This window comes from Saccharibacillus sp. O23, assembly GCF_002205895.1.
Taxonomy (GTDB): Bacteria; Bacillota; Bacilli; order Paenibacillales; family Paenibacillaceae; genus Saccharibacillus.
On the sequence record NZ_NJDE01000002.1, the window covers coordinates 1 to 16560 of the forward strand.

Here is a 16560-nt window from a genome sequence, read left to right on the forward strand (position 1 = left end):
AATATTCACGCTGCGGACATTCGTCCCTGGACCGACATGCGCCGCGTCTTGAATACAGGAACGTTATGTGAAAGACCCTTAGGCAAATGTAATTAAGGATCTCAAGGAGAGTATATATGTACAAGCCAAATGACGAAGACATAGAGATCCAAAAATCAATACTTGAGGGAGAGAGAGAACCGTTTATATTCAGGTTCTATTTTAATAACAAGTCCATTTTATATGGATTTGTTGCAAAGGGTGAAACAGGATTTACTCAGTATGGTCTTGATATAATTGCCGCTGCGGTTTCAGCATTAATCATTAATACCATACATAGCCTAAAACACTTAACTAAAGATAATGTAGAAGCAGACATGCAAAGGAATTACTCAAAATGTATATTACCAGATCTAAAAACGAAAAATCGTGGAAGTAAAGAGGCGAAAACATTATTAAAGTCTCTAGAAATGGGAATGTATAGCATACAAAATACCTATGGTGAAAAATACATAACAATAGAAAAGATATATGAAGAACAAAAAATAAGTCGATTTAAAATATTTCAAAGATAATCAGGTTATTCAAAGAAGAGGTTCCTTCACCTAACAATATATTCACGTTGCGGGTCATTCGGCCCTGGATCGACATTCGCCGAACGTCCTACATGCATCGGGGCTTGAATACAAGAACTTTATATGCAACTCCCGAAGGCGGCTAAAAACTTTTTCAAACCGAGGTGAATCCTCATCACTTTCAAGCCTTTTTCTTACTTTAAGATTTATCGACTCAAGCAAGAACTACAAATCGTGAAGCCTATATTTGAGATTATGACAGACCGGAAAGAGATTTTTATCAAGCATTGGGAAGACCGATCAGAAGAGTATCTTTCACTGCGTGAACCAGCCATTCGCGAAGTGTTGGAGTATACGCAAGAAAGATTGATTGAATTGAAAGCGTATTTAAATAGGATTAGAGCAGATAGAAGAACGAAGAGAATCTTAGGGTTTTATAGAGAACATGTCGAACTTCTGTTGAAGGATCATCAAAAAGAAATAAAGGGATACCCGGGGAACTACATGTATTTTTACAACGAACTGTTATTAGGATCGGAAAGATATTTGACAATCAAAAACGAATTGAAGAAATTGGGCTGCGAGATCGAATAAGAGTAGAGCGACACATAACAACATATTTACGCTACGGATATTCGTATTTGGTCCGGCATTCGTCGGGTCGTGAATACAGAAACGTTATTCGAAATCTTTGAATAGCGGATGAATCTTAAATACAGGTGATTTCCAATGACAGATAAACTGATTACTTGCAAGATCGTTGGTGTATATAAACATGCATTAACTCGAGGAAAGCCATATGAAATAATTGATTATGCAAATGACAAGTACAGAATTATTGGCGATCATGGAAGACGAGTATGGGTAAGCCAACTCTATTTCGATATGGGTAAAGTGTTATTGCTGCATATGAAGGAATGGAAGTTTGATGATGAGATTAAAGATTGGGACATCATTGAGGTCACAATCACTTTTGATAACGGAACTCGACGCTGGTGTCATATGACGACGCCCGAAAAGCTGGTGGAACACTTTAAGAATCCTATGATGGATCCGCCCGGGTTTTTCATGAAGCATTTAATCATTATGAAGTCTCTAGAAATAACTGAAGTTGAACAAACATTAAGATATTTGGATTCACAAGGGGAACTGGAAGAAGCGACAAAGCCATTGGAATGAATGTAATTTAACGCGACCAAAGGCTTCGTCTAACACTGTGTTCACGCTGCGGACATACGATACGATCTTGGTCCGGCATTCGCCAAATACCCACATGCACCGGGACGTGCACATAGGAACGGTATAAGAAATTGCAGGCCAACCAAGTTGAAAACCTAGGAATGAATGGTACTGATCCGCTATAAGCTGAAAAACTGGAGAGACATTCAACCTTGGGGCGATGAGAACCCTCGCGTTTTATATTGGTTTGGTTTAACCGATTGCTATTACTGGTTTGATTTTAAAGAAATCCGAAGAGGTTTCAAGAAACATTGTCTGAGTTCGTTATTAATAATCAAGGATCACAAAGGGAGAGGTGACAAGATATTAAATTACTTTTTATATGCAGCCGCAATAAGTGGCGTAGTTTAACGGCCGAGAAGATTTTTGATCGATACAATGGCTATGAAGTAAGATCGGCAGGAACGGAAGAAGGAGCTAGAATTAAAGTAACAGAAGGACATATCGGGTGGTCGGACTTGATTTTTGTAATGGAGAAAAAGCATACGAGAAGGCTTAAAGATAAATTCTCAACCAGTCTCAAGAATAAAAGATTAATCTGTCTTGATATCCCGGATGATTATCAATTTATGGATGAGGAATTAATCGAAATATTGAAATCAAGAGTATCCGAATATATTGAAGTGCCCGAATGACTAAATAAGAACGAATAGCTGATTCAATAAATAGAAGGGAGCGAAACGAGATGAAAACGATCATTCCAAAAGGATGCGACAATGCTCCGAGGAAACAAATCGTTATTGATTTTACGATAGCGATCCTACGACAACGAATCGAGATCATTAAAGAATATGCCGACGAATCCGTAATATGGCATCAATTAAAAGAAGGTAAAAAAGTTGAAGGTCAAAGCGCGTTACTCGATCTTTTGCAGCACGAAAACAAAGATCCGATCGACTGCTTAGAAATCGACCAAGTAATCACGCACGGCAAATTTGCTTCAATAAACGGCGTGATCTTATTAACGAACGGAACAAAAATCGATTTCTGCGACGTCTACACGTTCAGCAATACGGCAAAGTCCGGGAAGGTCAAGGAAATAAAATCATATAGGCTGAAGCCTTGAGAAAAGAGCGGATTAAATGAAAAAGGAAATCATCGAATATCTGGACAATCATTTTCCAAACTTAAGCGGCGAAGTGCATATTAGATTTGAACTCGGAGAACCTTATGAAAACGGATCGGACCAAAGAATCGAGCAGGTCAATCAAAGAGTAGTCACTATATTCGAAGAGATTTTTGATCAAGAGGATCTTATCTTTGTATATATCAAAGACTGGGGGAGTCAAGACGACCCTATGTTCGGAAATACGACGCCCGACTATCTCTACGAGCTGCTCGACGGTAAAGTCATCGAAGAGGAAATCGGATTCGAATTAGACGAAGATGAGGACGAAGCAGGGAACACGATCGAAATAAAGAATGAGTACGGAATTAAAATCTTGAACGGACGAGTTTCTTCATTTCCTTATAAACAAATCCTTGAAGGAATCAGCCATTACGAGCAGGGAAGAGAACCGTCGATCGGTCAAAGCGTCTTTTTCGTCAGCAAGGATAAAGACGTTGTTTTTCATATGTACGACGATAGAGGGTGCATCATTCATGCGAAATCGAAAGAGCGATTAAAGCCTTTATATCTCAAATACAATGACTGGATCGTGGATTATTGGAGAGATTATTTCGACAGCATATTTAAAGAAGAGTGATCCATCGCCTAACCTAATATTCACGCTTCGGGCACACGATTTTGAGAGGAAGGGTTTGCTATGCAATGGATCATTCTGATCGGCGATGAAACATTCAATATCGATTCCGTACATAAAATTAAATACTTTGGAGCAAGTACAGTTTCCAGTGTAGAGAACAACAGATTTGTCGTCGATTATGGGGAAGAACATGTCTTTTATGATTTTTCTGAAAGTATTATAAATGATTACGAATTTGAAGAATTACAGAAGATTCCTTTTCGCAACCCTCGATTCATCATGATGATCTATAAATCCAAAGAACTGATGAAGAAAATATTGAGTCAGGACAATTTTATTAGAGACATTTATATTGACGATGACCACGGTACGATATTGCCGATAGAAGAATACATACTCACTTTCCAAATCGAAAAATAGAGATTCGGCTCTCGGTTCGACAGAAGCTAGAAGAGGATTCGGCAGCTTCGCGATCTGAAGTCGCTGCGACGTCGTCGATACAGGAACGTGATCCGAAACCAGCCCGAAATCTAAAAGGAGTGAACGACTAGTGATTCGAGAAGCAAAAGCCAAAGATCGAACGCAATTATTGGAGACGTCAAGAAGCACACCGTTTTTTTGAAAGAGAAGGTTTCGACGGTTCAGTAAGTAGGGGCTTCAAGAGATACCTCTGAAAAAATCATCGGATAGCGAGAAAGTTTGTGAACAGAAGAACGTTATATCGAACTTCTGGATGGACATCTAGGGGGAAGCATGAAGAAGAAGGATATAGAAACACTTTTAATGAATAAGAAACTCGTTAACGCGCCTCTCGCGGGTTGTACGGAAGAAGAGATCCTCAAATTAGAGGATCGGATCGGTCTTAAGCTGCCGGGAATATATAAAGAATTTTTATCGGCGGCAGGACGCGAATCGGGCAGATTATTTCAAGGAACGGTTGTTCATTATACGAACCTTCTTGAAATTCAAACATGGGCAAAAGAGTTATTAGAAGAGAATCAGAACCCTATGACTTTATCCGATACTTCGTTTGTCTTTTCCATGCATCAAGGGTATGAAATTCGTTTTTTCGATGTGGATATGGGCGAAAATCCGCCTGTATTTCTCTGGTACGAAGGAATGGAAGATCCGACATCGGCCATTCAATTATTTGATACCTTCGAGGAGTTTTTGTTACAAGAGATTGAAGAACATTCCAGTATAAGTTGGAGAGATTAAGCGAGCGAAATCGTTCGAGGAGCGAACATATGACAGACATGGATCAAAATAATATTGAAGAAGCCATAAAGGTACTGGAAGATATGATAACCGAAAGAATACCTATACATCTGGGGTGTCATTTGCTTTCCGCTATGCATCACTCAGGGAATGAGTTGATTTGGTATGATTTCGATGAATATTATTACGATCTAAGCGATATACCTTTGCCTGGCGAATATGAATTATGGAATCAAGAAGCGCTGAAAATAAAGTTGAAGAAATTGGAGGAGAACAAAGAAAGCGTATTAAGCATGGCAAAAAAAATGCTGGATGAGATTAAAGGACTTTAGGTCGAATTGGAGAGCTATCATGACACTTTACGATCAAGGCGATCAGCTATACTACGAACAGAAATTTTTGGAAGCTGCCGAGAAATTCAAAGAATGTATCCGGTCGGGAATCGACGTCATAGATAGCATGAACTATCTAGGCTGCTGCGAGATGCGGCTAGGCCGTTTGGATGAGGCCCACCGTTGGTTCGATGAGGCCATTTTAGTAGATCCGGAATGGGCCAGACTTTATACCAATAAAAGCAGAGCCTATATGAAACAGAAGGACGATTCCAAAGCGTTAGAGTTTTTGCAAAAAGCGCTGCAGTTGAACGAAGCAGATGAGGACACTTTATATTACTTAGGCGTATTTTACGAAGGTCAGGGGGACTTGCAGAGCGCTCGAAAAGCATACCTAAAATCGCTTGAAATCAACCCGGATCAACCAGAAACGCTTTTGAATTGCGGAGTCGTCGAGTATCGGTTAAATCATATCGAAGAAGCGAAGAAACGGTTGGAAGCAGCGATCATTCTTGATCCAAACGAGAGTTTGGCCTATTGGAATCTAGCACAAATATATAGGGGAACTTATCATTATCCAGAAGCCTTGAATTACTTGAACAAATATCTTGAATTGAATAAAGAGGATGAAGAAGCGAAAGCTTTGCTGGGAAAATTAAAAGCCGATTTGCAGTAGAACAACATATTGGAGATTAGTTTATGAAGAGACTTATACCAATAATATTAATTTGTTTTCTATTAGCAGCATGTAACCCTAAAGTAGCAGAAATGACTAATGAAAAACCCTCGGAAGAACACAGCGGCCTTTACGAAGACGTTAAAAGCGATGTTATTCGTGATGTTGACGAGAACAATAATAGTTATGAGCTTTTTAACGAACAGTTCAACAAATTCAGCGGCAGGGTTGATGATAAACTCGCAATCGGTATGCTTTTATGGGTAGATGAATACAACGATATAACGGGGAATTTCTTTTATAAGGACCAACAAATTAAGATTCCGTTAATCGGTTCTTTTCATAATAATCGTCTCGAACTCTACGAACTAGATCAGCAAGGAAACAAAGTAGGTAAATTTGAAGGAGAGGTTGTCTCGGAGCATCTAGAAGTCAAAGGAGTAAAGACTGATCTAAAAAGCAATAAGTCAGTTTCCTTATCTCTCAGATTAGAATCAGCGTTCCCCAGGCATTTAGATAATCTTTATGTAGATGCGGGGGCACCAAGTACAGAAGAGGTCGAGAACTTTGCTAAAGCGCTTAAAAAGGAGATATTGTCTGGCGCCAAATTTAATGTAGCCAGAAAAATATCTTATCCGATATCGGTTGAAGTGAAAGACGAAGAGGTATCGATAGAGAACGAAAAACAATTTATGGATAAATTTGATGACATTTTCTATCATGATTATTTAACATCAATAAAAGCAGGTGATCCGATTAACATGGATTCAAGTTATCGCGGAATCATGTTCGGAGATCGGGGAGAAATTTGGTTGAATTATGTTTTTTCTGAGGATCCATCAGAAGCGACCCTTAAAGTAACTTCAATCAACAACTCGCGTGATGCAGTAAACTTTTATTTGGAAGAAATAAACGGATCCGAATAGCTGTTTGCAAAAAGGCGATAGACGAACTGAGCCAGTACAAGAACAGAAGAGTCCTCACGCCCAAATGGGAGGATGAAATAATCACTCCGAAATTGGTAGGCGAAATCATCGAGTGGTGCCTATCGGAAGACAAAGAAATCACTGTTGTGAATTGGAATGAAGAGTGAAGAGTGAAGAGGGTGAACCCATGCGGCAAGTCGATCTGACCCAAACGATTGAAGAACTTGAAGGCGTATATTGGGATAAGCCCGATTTTGATTCTTCATTGGTGATTAAAGTGCATCGCTTAAGAAAGAAGCCTATTTGCGAATTAGATAAAGAGGATCTAAGGCTGCTGATCGGACAACAAATGAATCTGGACTTGCTTTTGCCGCTGGCTTTAGAAGAATTAACACAAAATCCATTTGCATCAGGGGACTTATATATTGGAGATTTGTTCTCCTCGGTGCTCCAAGTCAAGCAAGAATATTGGATCGAACATCAAGATTTAAAGAACGAATTGGATGAAGTGATTGGAATCTATGAAGACACGGCAAATATGATAGACGGGAAAATAAGCAAATATAGAAGTGGTCAGTTGTAAGTGGATTTAAGATTAGATGTGATGCTTCAGAAACTAAATACATTAAAAGAAGAGAAGGAACATAAATGAAAACATATATGGAATACTCTTTTTACTTACCTTTTTTTGATCTTATAGATGATGAAATCGAAATGTTTCTTTTAGAAGAATTGATGCAACAATTAAATATAAGATTTGATTTTATGGAATTATACGATCAATATTTATCCTATGGTGAAGGAGCTAGCAGCGCGGGCAAAGGAGATGCTTTTGTGTTTTTTAATAAAGAGGATAAGGAAAGTTTTATACTCATAGATTTGTTTCATGACTTCACTGATCAGTATAATATGGTGCAACTAGGAGTCCGCTGCAAGATTGAAAATGATAATGAGAAGCGTATAAAAAACATACTTAATGATTTACACGCAAGGGCAGAGATCAAAAGCGAAATACAAGAGAGTCATGATTTGCTGAAGTCACAGATCGGCAGCGAAAATTATCCTAAAGAGATTCGTTACGGAGATAAAAAGTATATAACGAACATTTATTACAAAACTATGTAGCTCCTATGCCGGCTAATATAAGAGTATTGACGAAGCCCTTATAAGAAGGAACAATCACACAATGAACATTAGAGGAATCATTCTTGAAGGATATTCGAATTCAGGGAAAACCTCATTGCTTAGAGCCCTCAAACGGTATCAAGCGCAGGACGAGGCTTCGGAATCAAGCGTGGTCATACTCGGCGAGCATTACTCTCAGATCTTGCATAACGTTCATGGAAAGTTCGTCCGATTATCTCGCGAGCAGCATCTCGATTTGTTGAAAAGCCGTGTCGATCTGATCAAGCCGTTAAACGATTGGGCGAACTTTTTAGGTCCGGGTCGCAGGAAATCCAGAGGCCTCTTTTTTATATTGGAAAGGTTTCATTTGAATCATCGTGCGGCATTCCCGGAAGCTGACGAGATCGAAATAACAGAGCTGGAAAAACAATTGTGCGAACTTGGCGCTAACTGTATCCTGCTCACCCTTTCAAACGAGAAGGCAGAAGAACGCATCAAAAGCAGGAATCCGGACGAATGGGTCGGTAAGCCTAGAGAGGATATGGAACAAGCCTGCGAAGATTTGATCGAAACTCAAAATAACCTTAGAATCCAAGCCGCAAAGTCGCTCGTCCCTACCAAAGAAATAAATACCGATCGTAAAGACTGGAACGAGTATGCAAGATTGATTATGGAAGACTACGGCTTCGCCTAAGTTCATCTTTGTGCTACGAACGTTAATAGCAATTCTCGAAAATCTGCTCGACGAGGTATTGTAAGGTGAAGGAACTCTATGCTAGCGCTAAATAGTGAATTCCGGTATGTGAGATCTAATGCGGAAAGAATAATCAATGAGCTTAGGTAAATCAAAGAAAAGCGAGATGATCCTATTTTACCTTCATTAGTACCGGCACTGATCGAAAAAGAAATGCATTTGAATCATCGGCCCTATCTCGTCAGAATCGTTTATAGTTACGGAGATTTCGTTTGTTTTATCAAAGAATATGATGAGAACGAATCTCTAATAAAACCGGTAAAGCTTATACATTTCGGACATCGAAACACGGATTATCGAGGTTATTACTACGGGATGAAGAACGAGCATGGAGATTTTGCAGAAATCATCAAAGAGATCGCTTATCGAATCTATGAGAAAGGAAATTGGTCGAACAACGATCGGAAAAGGAAAGGATTAAAGCCGATCAACGTCAAAAGGAAAATGGAAAAGCACAATAACAGATAGCTTGGAGAGATTCGATGCTAAGATCATATCCCTATACTTGTATACTCTCTGTCGATGCGAAAGGACTTACATTCAGATCTGAAACGGAGCTCGAGTTTATTGACTTCTATGCGTGCAGAAGAAACTGGGTCGAGTACGTCAATAAGTCGGATGATTTTGTGATTAGCGATTTGAATGAAGAATCAACAAACTGCGTAGGACAACGGAATATAATCGGCCGCCCTCCGTTTTTCGAATTTTATGCGGATGCGATCATTAGATTCGAATTTAGCAATCGAGGACAATTACCTAGGCTCGCAATGAATAGAATAAAAAGAAGAGGCATTCGTAATTTTCAAGAACTAAATCATCTAGTCAAAGAGAAGGGATGGACAACATTTGACTTAAGCTGATTAGAAAGAGGTTGAAAATGATGATGGAACCCGAAAAGGCCGGGCAAATGATCGCCTACGAGCTTAAAAAGATCGAAGAATAGTCGACAAGCGAGTGCAAAAGCGCCGGATTGCTTGTCGGCGTTTTTGTTTAGGTTTCGGAGGTAAAAGGCATCCAAAAATCAGAAGAATGGACTGAAACATATGACCGAAGCCGCTTATCATTTTACGGATATTGCCTATTTAAACGACGGAAACGTTCGGCAGCGCAGCGCGTTTCGTGTTCTGAACGACTTGGAGATCATGACGGCGTTAAGTTCGTTTGACCCCTTGCTTGTCGGAACCGTGCCGATCGAAATCGATCTGCCGACTAGCGATTTGGATATCGTCTGCGAGTTTCAAGATGCCGCACAATTCGCAGAACGGCTTGTTCAGGAATATAGGAAATACGAGGACTTCGTGATCAAAACCCAAACAGTCGATCAGATTGAAAGAGTCGTGTGCAACTTTACTTATGAAGATTGGATTTTTGAAATTTTCGGACAACCTGTTCCTACTCTCCGACAGAACGGTTATAAGCATATGATCATTGAATATCGTATACTGAATATATTGGGAAATAAAGCAAAAGAATATATCATCGATTTAAAAAGCGGAGGATTGAAAACCGAGCCGGCTTTCGGAAAGATGCTAAACTTGCAGGGCGATCCTTACCAAGCTTTGTTGGAGATGTGCGAATGGGATGAAGAACGATTGAGAAACTACCTGAAGAGAATTCGATCAGCGTACTAGGTTCCTGTTCTACGCAGTTATATGTATAAGAACAAAGTACGAAGACCGCTTAATGACTGAAACCGGAGGGTTTGAAATGAATTTTAGTATCGTCCCCGCTAATCACACGCATAGAAATGCATTAGCCGATCTGATGCAATTTTATATTTACGATTTTTCCGAGTTTCTCGGCTTTGATGTAGAAGAGAACGGCCAGTATAGTCCTTACCCTTTAGATGAATATTTTGAAGAAGGAAACCGTCAATTTGCTTACGTGATCAAACGAGAAGAGAAGTACGCAGGGTTTGTGTTGGTGCGTTTGATCGAAGACGTCGGAGTTCGGCATTATTCGATCGCGGAGTTTTTCGTATTAAAGAAGTACAGACGAGAAGGCATAGGGAAAGCAGTCGCAGCAGATATCTTCAGCCGGCACAAGGGACCGTGGGAAGTACATCAGATCGAGAACAATAAAGGCGCGCAGATCTTTTGGAAAAGAGCGATCGATGAATATACGAAAGGCCGATTCGAAGAACTGGTCGAGGACGGGAAAACGATACAAACGTTTGTTAGTTAACCTAAACAGAGGCATTGAAAAAGGAGAATAGGATGAAGCCGGATATGATTCGTTCAGTAATCGGAACCAAAGCAGTGATGACAAGAGTAATAGGGAATTCGCTGATCATTTATCTGGACTCGATGCCGGGCGAGCAAAGCGGATTCTCGATTTCGCTTGAACCTGCATGGCATTTGCACGATAACAAGAAAGTCTTGATCGGATCGAGACAACTGCAAACGGAAGATGAGCAGAAATTTAATGTTCTGGCCCAAATCATAGAAGTGTTATCTTCAAAAGAAGTGGAGAACATAGAAGTCGACGAGGTAACAAACGATATCACCGTAAAGATCGGGGAGTACATGCTGCACACGTTTGTAACGGATGCAAACGATGAATGGATATGGCGGATCAGAGATCGAACGCGGGGAATCATGCTGGAAGCAAGCCCGCAAGAAATCGTTAAGAAGAAGACTTGGAAGAAGCCTTAAAGAAGGAAAAAGGAGGACAACATGACCCCGAATTCGCTGGATTCCAAAGATCCGTTTATCGGCTTCTGGAAGTATTTCGTTAACAATCCCAATGAATTGACCGACCTTATAGACTCTCTGGAGGATGTATGAATCCACAACTCGAACAAGCATTTATCGAATCGTTTTGCGCGACCAGAATAAGAGAACGATTATATTTCGAATTAAGTTCGCCCCGCAAAAGAAAAGAAGGATTAAGCCGGTTCGCGCATCAGTTTAAGAATATTCTTATCGAAAAATACATGCACGAGTTAACAAAGCCCAATTCGAATCTCCAATCAATTTTAAACCTACTGAAAAGTCATGGCGCTGACGCCGAAGGCTACTGTTTATCTTTGAATCCTGAAATAGACGGACAGACCCTACCTTTATCGGAAGCTCTTCAGCAGGCCGTCGGCTACGGAATGCCGTCCATCATTATTTGCGGTAAAGGGCTGGCGTATTTCGAATCCGAACAAGAAGCGGGGCCGCCGAAGAGGTTCGTTTTGAAGCGAGATCAACCTTCGCGGTTAAAGGAGGATCTATGAGTACGAGTTTCGAGGTATATCCGACTTCGGAGAACTTGCCTACCTATGCCGAGTTGTTGAAGAGAACCAATGAGCTATTCGAAATGAAGCTAAGATCATTAGGCGTTGATAAGCGGTTCGATTTGGATTTTACTTTAAAGAACAAAGAAGGAACATTGTATTTTAATAAAAATGAAGTTCTCGATCTAACGGAGCACTGTTATTTATGGGTGTTCACTCCGGAAGTCGAAGGCGGATTTTGCATCGATCAACTCAATAATGATCAAGTGCAAGCAGACTTATTATGGGAGGCCGAGCTGGAAAGAGAGCAATCTAAAAGGCTGGAACCGTTGATCAGAACCAGCCTAAAAAAGAAGGACCACTGGAGCGTAACTCGATATGCGGGAACGGCTTCTTTATACCATCTGGCTTATGGAATCATGGCCGGCGCTTTAGCGGAACTCACGAAAGGAATCGTATTTACGGATGATGATGCTTGGGAATACAGCAAATTTCCATGTTTGCTCGAAGAATTTTTCGCTTTTTATTTTGACCCGAATAGGGCGATAGATCAGGCATATAAAGAAGCGGCCGTTTATCATATCGAGAACATTTTAAAAGACTACGGCGGGAATTCAAAGAATGAGCTGCAAGGAGGTCCTTTCTTCGAACTTAGTTTTGTAATCGAAGAAACCGAACATCTGCAGCATCTTTTGGATCGGATGATCCGTTCTTCGAAGATGCAAATCGTTACACCTGATATTCCGCAAATGATCGCCGATTTTTACAAAGGATATCCTTTTGACGAAGAAGACGCTGCCAGTCACAGGATTCATCAAATGCGTCTGAACGTAACCGTGAAAATGAACCGAGTCCGCCAAGCGCTTCTTTTTGCAGAAAGAATACATACGAATTTGCTTTGCTTGTCTCTTTGCTTTTACGGTTCGGAATTCGATACCGACGAATGGGATCAACCCGGAATTGGAGCGGACGAGAAACCGGAGTTCTACGAAATGCTTCGAAATATGTATCAAGCCATTCCTTTTCTGATCGGCGGAAGCGCATTGGAAGAAGATATAAAAGTTCTTTTCGGAACGAATGAATGTTGGCCTCATGCAGCGTATGCGATAGAGAATCTGGCGGCGGATCGAATAGCGGATCGAATGGAGAGTTTTGATCAGCTCATAATCAGTAATGACTTATATAAGAAGCTGGAATTAGACGTTAAAGGGCATGTACTTCACAAAAGGCCGGACGGAGTCGAAATCCTGTTGGATACGGAGCAGTAGTGGAGATCCGTACTTTGCGTGAATAGAAGAATGAGGTTGGTAACCGGAGCCGGAAACGGAACGAATCAATGGAGAGAAGCGATCCAGCTTATTGAAGAACACGACGAAGTTGTCCAATCATCCAAAAGGCGAATCTTGTTCGACCGAAAAGAGGCGAGTGCGTGATCCTTGACTACTTGAAAATGTACGCTCAAAAAGCTTATAGAGAAATTCATTCCCTTACGACCTCTCCTGCCTTCTTATTTGCGAATGATCCCGAGTTAAGAGAACGAGAGTTTTATTACAATTACTTCTACATATACGGATTCAACCGGCTGATTAAGCATAATCGAATACCTTCAGATAAACTAATCGAAGCCTTTACTCATACGGAGGAAGCGATCGAGCGGTATCTGAGGACGTATTATCAGGCTAAGAACTTTATCTTCTATTTAAAAGCGGACGCTTTGATCCCGGCCTTTACAGTCACGGTGGTTTCTTATTACGAAGACGAGGAAGCAAAAGAAAACTATTCTTTGCTTGAACTCGTTGATTGGTATACAGAAAAGGCTTGCTTCGATGGATTGAAGATCATAGAGGACGGAACCGGCGAAGAGCATGAAGAAGCAGAAGATGAGGATAAGCTGCCGGTTACGGCAAAGATCTATGCGAAGATGATAAGGACGTAATTCTTATGTTCTAAGCGATAAAATTGAGGTGAAGACAGTGAGCCTACCCGATCATTCCATCCGGTTACTGATTCCGTCGAAGGAGACGTTCACCCCGGACGATCTTGTCGAACAGATCGCAAGTGTGATCTACGAAAAAGAGCTGCTTTCGGTAAGAAACCGAGTCGAAGAACTGCCCGAATTATTAAAAACGATCATATGGGTCATCGATTTCGATACGGAATTGTCGATAAACGGGATTTTAGGTTTTTTCGAAAATTCTTCGGGCAACTATTTAAACGCGACTATTCGAACTTTACGATTAATCGAAGCCGTAGAAGATGCAGACTTATTGGAGCAGATAGAAAAACGGATCGAAGGTATCGATTTCAGTTCGGAGATTGAATTACAGCCTGGTCAGATTACGACTTTCGAACAAAGACACCGTATCGACGAGCAAATCCTAAGCGAGATTGCAGCGCTGGCCGCGCAATTATACTTGAGTTCGGAAGATCGCAATATTTTTGATTACCTTCTTAAGTATCTGTCTAAAGATTGGCCTGCAAAGTCGAAAGAACTTAAGCAGACGATTTCCGATTGAGGTGATTCTCCATGAGAATACATACAGAATTAACTTTAGCTGAATTTAAAGAGCTTTTACGATCGGGGGAAAATCATTTCTCTAATATTGAAGTTATAGAATCCGGTGAACTTCACGATTACAATCTGGACGAAGTCGTATTCGAAGAATGCATTTTGACATTAGACTTTAGCAGCTCGACTTTTCGAAAAGCCAAAGTGATCGATTCGAATATCAAAACTTGCATATTCGCAAACGCAAATTTGTCCAATGCTGAATTCATAAACAATTCGATCGAACATTGCATATTCAGTCATGCTGACATCACAGGAATAACATTTGTTCAGAACAGCCGATATTCTAGCGAATGTACATTGCAGGATCTGATGGAACTGGTAAAAGAATAAGAATATCCAATCATCGTACAAGGACGGAGATCTTAATGGGCAGCGCATTACTCACCTCTTGCGGTTTTATTACCGAAAATATCAAAAATCGATTTCTGGATTCTGTCTCTAAGGAGCGTGATGTCGCGGGATTAAAAGTCTCGATCATCACCACGGGATCTCCCGCGAAAGAGAATAACCGTTATGCGCAAAGAGCGATGCAAGACTTTAAAGACATGGGATTTCGGCATATCGATTTTGTGGATATCGAGTTCGACGACCCGCAGGTTCTCGCAGATCGGGACATTATCTATATCAACGGCGGGAACCCGTTCACTTTGTTGGATCACGCGAGAAAAAGCGGAGCCGACGAAGTGATCCGGAAGCTTGCCGCACAACAGGTCGCGATGGTCGGAGTCAGCGCCGGCGCGTTGTTGCTGGGTCCGAATATCAAGATCGTCGATTTGTTTACGCCGCAGATGAATACCGCCGGTTTGACGGACTTTACGGCATTGGGCGTAACCGATCGGCTTATTTTCCCGCATTACGATCGAGAAGACCTTTTCCAAGACGGGACTGACGCCACGATCGAAGAAAGAATAACGGCATTCGAACTCAAGGAAAACTGTCGGGTAGCCAGACTGAAGGAAGAAGACTGCCTCTCGATCTTGATCGATGAAGAGCAAGCCTAGCCGACCGTGAATTTTTCGCAGAAAGGAATCGAAGACATGAAAGTTCGCAAAGGAATATTGAGAACGCCGATCAAACTGAACCTTCCCTATCGCAACCTGAATCTAGGGCTGATCAAAGAATATTCGATGATCGTTCCGAAAGCCGAGCTTTGCAAATGGAAGCAAGCGGGATGGGCCGAAGACCGACTATTTACAGATTTCAATTACTATCCTGATCCGGAAGAAACCTTGATTCTGAACAGACCGCAAACGCTGCTTGAACTCGATATCCAAACGCTCAAAGGAAAACAAATTCTGGGCTACTCTACTCATTTGGGCACCTACGGAATGGGCGGGCCGGGATTCTTCGGCTTGTTAATCGATCGTGACGGGGAACCGGAGTATCTGGTATATGCGGTATGGTCGTCTGATCAATATACGATGATGGATCATCGAGTGATCGGCTGCCATATTCGTCACAACGCCACCCATCGCCCTTGGATTTCCCGTTGGACCGGCGAAAGCGAAGAGAATCAATGGGACGAGCTGACGGACCGATTAATAGGAAGCACGATCTCGGAAGTCTCGTTGTCGGAAGCGCGTTTTGACATCGAGATTATGAATAAAGGACAAACGCACAAATTAACTTTTTATCGATATAGCGAAGAACTGCCTCCGCAGGGGAACGGCGAGCCCAGAAAACCGGCATTTACCGAAGGGACGATCGGCAGCTATATCGTGTTCTGTCATCGGAATGCTTTATTGCATGTGTAGTTGAAAACGGCGCAATAAGATTCGAGATCATAGGTAGAAAAGGTGGCCGAGAATGTTCGAATTTCACGGATGGGCAGTATTAAGGCATCACACGCATGATACGGAAGATGCCGAGCAAGAACTTCAAATCGAAAAATTGTTCGATTTTATCGAAGGCGTCGATTCCGAAGGTGTCATTACGCGCAAAATAAGAAACGGGCTCGTATCGTTAGAGATATCCGGATTACATAATCATAGGCAGCAATACGTGTTCGATCTGTTCAAAAAGATAGCCGAACTTTTACCGGGATCGTATGGACTGCTGTATATCTATGATGATGAAGATATCGGCAAAAACCATGATCATTCGAACGAATTTGTCGTGTTCAAATTGGTTCGAGGCCATCTGATCCAAGAGCAAGATTATTACTTGTCTCCTTATATTCCAACCGTCGAGGACAATGGGTGATACTGAGGGAATGATTCAACAAATCAAAGAGCTCGC

General features: G+C 41.2%; 25 protein-coding genes. All 25 read left to right on the forward strand.

The genetic code is table 11. The features are described 5' to 3' along the window. Nucleotides 1-116 precede the first annotated feature (116 nt). The 25 genes from CDO73_RS01425 (at nucleotide 117) to CDO73_RS01550 (ending at nucleotide 16524) form a co-directional block, all read left to right on the forward strand. Nucleotides 117-554 (forward strand): ribosomal-processing cysteine protease Prp, encoded by a 438-nt coding sequence (locus tag CDO73_RS01425; RefSeq protein ID WP_088486716.1) that lies wholly within the window; start codon nucleotides 117-119, stop codon nucleotides 552-554. 729 nt (nucleotides 555-1283) lie between these two features. Further along, nucleotides 1284-1733 carry a hypothetical protein gene (locus CDO73_RS01435; RefSeq protein ID WP_088486718.1) on the forward strand — a complete coding sequence of 150 codons (450 nt, stop codon included), beginning with the start codon at nucleotides 1284-1286 and terminating at the stop codon, nucleotides 1731-1733. A 165-nt stretch (nucleotides 1734-1898) separates the two neighbouring features. Beyond that, the gene (locus CDO73_RS27390) at nucleotides 1899-2144 is read left to right on the forward strand and encodes a DUF5984 family protein (protein ID WP_373446960.1); all 246 of its coding nucleotides are present in this window, start codon (nucleotides 1899-1901) and stop codon (nucleotides 2142-2144) included. Continuing rightward, nucleotides 2099-2428 (forward strand): low molecular weight protein tyrosine phosphatase family protein, encoded by a 330-nt coding sequence (locus tag CDO73_RS27060; protein WP_088486719.1) that lies wholly within the window; start codon nucleotides 2099-2101, stop codon nucleotides 2426-2428. The genes CDO73_RS27390 and CDO73_RS27060 overlap by 46 nt, the downstream gene beginning before the upstream one ends. Before the next feature lie 50 nt (nucleotides 2429-2478). Continuing rightward, on the forward strand, nucleotides 2479-2859 hold the full coding sequence (locus CDO73_RS01445) for a hypothetical protein (protein ID WP_088486720.1): 381 nt from the start codon (nucleotides 2479-2481) through the stop codon (nucleotides 2857-2859). A 16-nt stretch (nucleotides 2860-2875) separates the two neighbouring features. Beyond that, nucleotides 2876-3499, forward strand: a complete 624-nt coding sequence (locus tag CDO73_RS01450) for a DUF3885 domain-containing protein (protein WP_088486721.1) — start codon at nucleotides 2876-2878, stop codon at nucleotides 3497-3499. A gap of 60 nt (nucleotides 3500-3559) precedes the next feature. Further along, the gene (locus tag CDO73_RS01455; RefSeq protein ID WP_088486722.1) at nucleotides 3560-3919 is read left to right on the forward strand and encodes a hypothetical protein; all 360 of its coding nucleotides are present in this window, start codon (nucleotides 3560-3562) and stop codon (nucleotides 3917-3919) included. Between the two features lie 333 nt (nucleotides 3920-4252). Then, nucleotides 4253-4717, forward strand: coding sequence for an SMI1/KNR4 family protein (locus CDO73_RS01460; protein ID WP_088486723.1), 465 nt, complete (start codon nucleotides 4253-4255; stop codon nucleotides 4715-4717). A gap of 29 nt (nucleotides 4718-4746) precedes the next feature. Beyond that, on the forward strand, nucleotides 4747-5049 hold the full coding sequence (locus tag CDO73_RS01465) for a hypothetical protein (protein WP_088486724.1): 303 nt from the start codon (nucleotides 4747-4749) through the stop codon (nucleotides 5047-5049). Nucleotides 5050-5068: 19 nt separating this feature from the next. Continuing rightward, the gene (locus CDO73_RS01470) at nucleotides 5069-5725 is read left to right on the forward strand and encodes a tetratricopeptide repeat protein (protein WP_179218466.1); all 657 of its coding nucleotides are present in this window, start codon (nucleotides 5069-5071) and stop codon (nucleotides 5723-5725) included. A gap of 23 nt (nucleotides 5726-5748) precedes the next feature. Further along, entirely contained in the window at nucleotides 5749-6651 is a 903-nt protein-coding gene (locus CDO73_RS01475) for a hypothetical protein (protein WP_088486726.1), read from the forward strand. Between the two features lie 187 nt (nucleotides 6652-6838). Further along, the gene (locus CDO73_RS01480) at nucleotides 6839-7234 is read left to right on the forward strand and encodes a contact-dependent growth inhibition system immunity protein (protein WP_088486727.1); all 396 of its coding nucleotides are present in this window, start codon (nucleotides 6839-6841) and stop codon (nucleotides 7232-7234) included. A 65-nt stretch (nucleotides 7235-7299) separates the two neighbouring features. Next, on the forward strand, nucleotides 7300-7776 hold the full coding sequence (locus tag CDO73_RS01485) for a hypothetical protein (RefSeq protein WP_088486728.1): 477 nt from the start codon (nucleotides 7300-7302) through the stop codon (nucleotides 7774-7776). A gap of 61 nt (nucleotides 7777-7837) precedes the next feature. Continuing rightward, nucleotides 7838-8470: a hypothetical protein gene (locus CDO73_RS01490; protein ID WP_088486729.1), complete on the forward strand. Its 633-nt coding sequence runs from the start codon at nucleotides 7838-7840 to the stop codon at nucleotides 8468-8470. 1103 nt (nucleotides 8471-9573) lie between these two features. After that, complete coding sequence (locus tag CDO73_RS01500; protein ID WP_088486731.1) at nucleotides 9574-10161, forward strand: DUF4269 domain-containing protein; 588 nt, start codon at nucleotides 9574-9576, stop codon at nucleotides 10159-10161. A gap of 52 nt (nucleotides 10162-10213) precedes the next feature. Next, complete coding sequence (locus CDO73_RS01505) at nucleotides 10214-10714, forward strand: GNAT family N-acetyltransferase (RefSeq protein ID WP_256972512.1); 501 nt, start codon at nucleotides 10214-10216, stop codon at nucleotides 10712-10714. A 32-nt stretch (nucleotides 10715-10746) separates the two neighbouring features. Next, nucleotides 10747-11184, forward strand: a complete 438-nt coding sequence (locus CDO73_RS01510) for a hypothetical protein (protein ID WP_088486732.1) — start codon at nucleotides 10747-10749, stop codon at nucleotides 11182-11184. 128 nt (nucleotides 11185-11312) lie between these two features. After that, on the forward strand, nucleotides 11313-11750 hold the full coding sequence (locus CDO73_RS27065) for a hypothetical protein (RefSeq protein WP_256972513.1): 438 nt from the start codon (nucleotides 11313-11315) through the stop codon (nucleotides 11748-11750). Beyond that, nucleotides 11747-13018: a hypothetical protein gene (locus CDO73_RS01520; protein ID WP_088486733.1), complete on the forward strand. Its 1272-nt coding sequence runs from the start codon at nucleotides 11747-11749 to the stop codon at nucleotides 13016-13018. The genes CDO73_RS27065 and CDO73_RS01520 overlap by 4 nt, the downstream gene beginning before the upstream one ends. Nucleotides 13019-13179: 161 nt before the next feature. After that, the gene (locus tag CDO73_RS01525) at nucleotides 13180-13686 is read left to right on the forward strand and encodes a hypothetical protein (RefSeq protein ID WP_088486734.1); all 507 of its coding nucleotides are present in this window, start codon (nucleotides 13180-13182) and stop codon (nucleotides 13684-13686) included. A gap of 37 nt (nucleotides 13687-13723) precedes the next feature. Continuing rightward, nucleotides 13724-14266, forward strand: coding sequence for a DMP19 family protein (locus CDO73_RS01530; protein ID WP_088486735.1), 543 nt, complete (start codon nucleotides 13724-13726; stop codon nucleotides 14264-14266). 11 nt (nucleotides 14267-14277) lie between these two features. Then, the gene (locus CDO73_RS27395; RefSeq protein WP_088486736.1) at nucleotides 14278-14652 is read left to right on the forward strand and encodes a pentapeptide repeat-containing protein; all 375 of its coding nucleotides are present in this window, start codon (nucleotides 14278-14280) and stop codon (nucleotides 14650-14652) included. Continuing rightward, entirely contained in the window at nucleotides 14613-15323 is a 711-nt protein-coding gene (locus CDO73_RS01540) for a Type 1 glutamine amidotransferase-like domain-containing protein (RefSeq protein WP_256972514.1), read from the forward strand. Before CDO73_RS27395 ends, CDO73_RS01540 begins: the two co-directional genes overlap by 40 nt. A 36-nt stretch (nucleotides 15324-15359) precedes the next feature. After that, nucleotides 15360-16076 carry a hypothetical protein gene (locus CDO73_RS01545; RefSeq protein ID WP_088486738.1) on the forward strand — a complete coding sequence of 239 codons (717 nt, stop codon included), beginning with the start codon at nucleotides 15360-15362 and terminating at the stop codon, nucleotides 16074-16076. 52 nt (nucleotides 16077-16128) lie between these two features. Further along, a complete protein-coding gene (locus CDO73_RS01550; protein WP_088486739.1) occupies nucleotides 16129-16524 on the forward strand; it encodes an Imm7 family immunity protein in 396 nt (131 codons plus the stop codon). Nucleotides 16525-16560 lie beyond the last annotated feature (36 nt).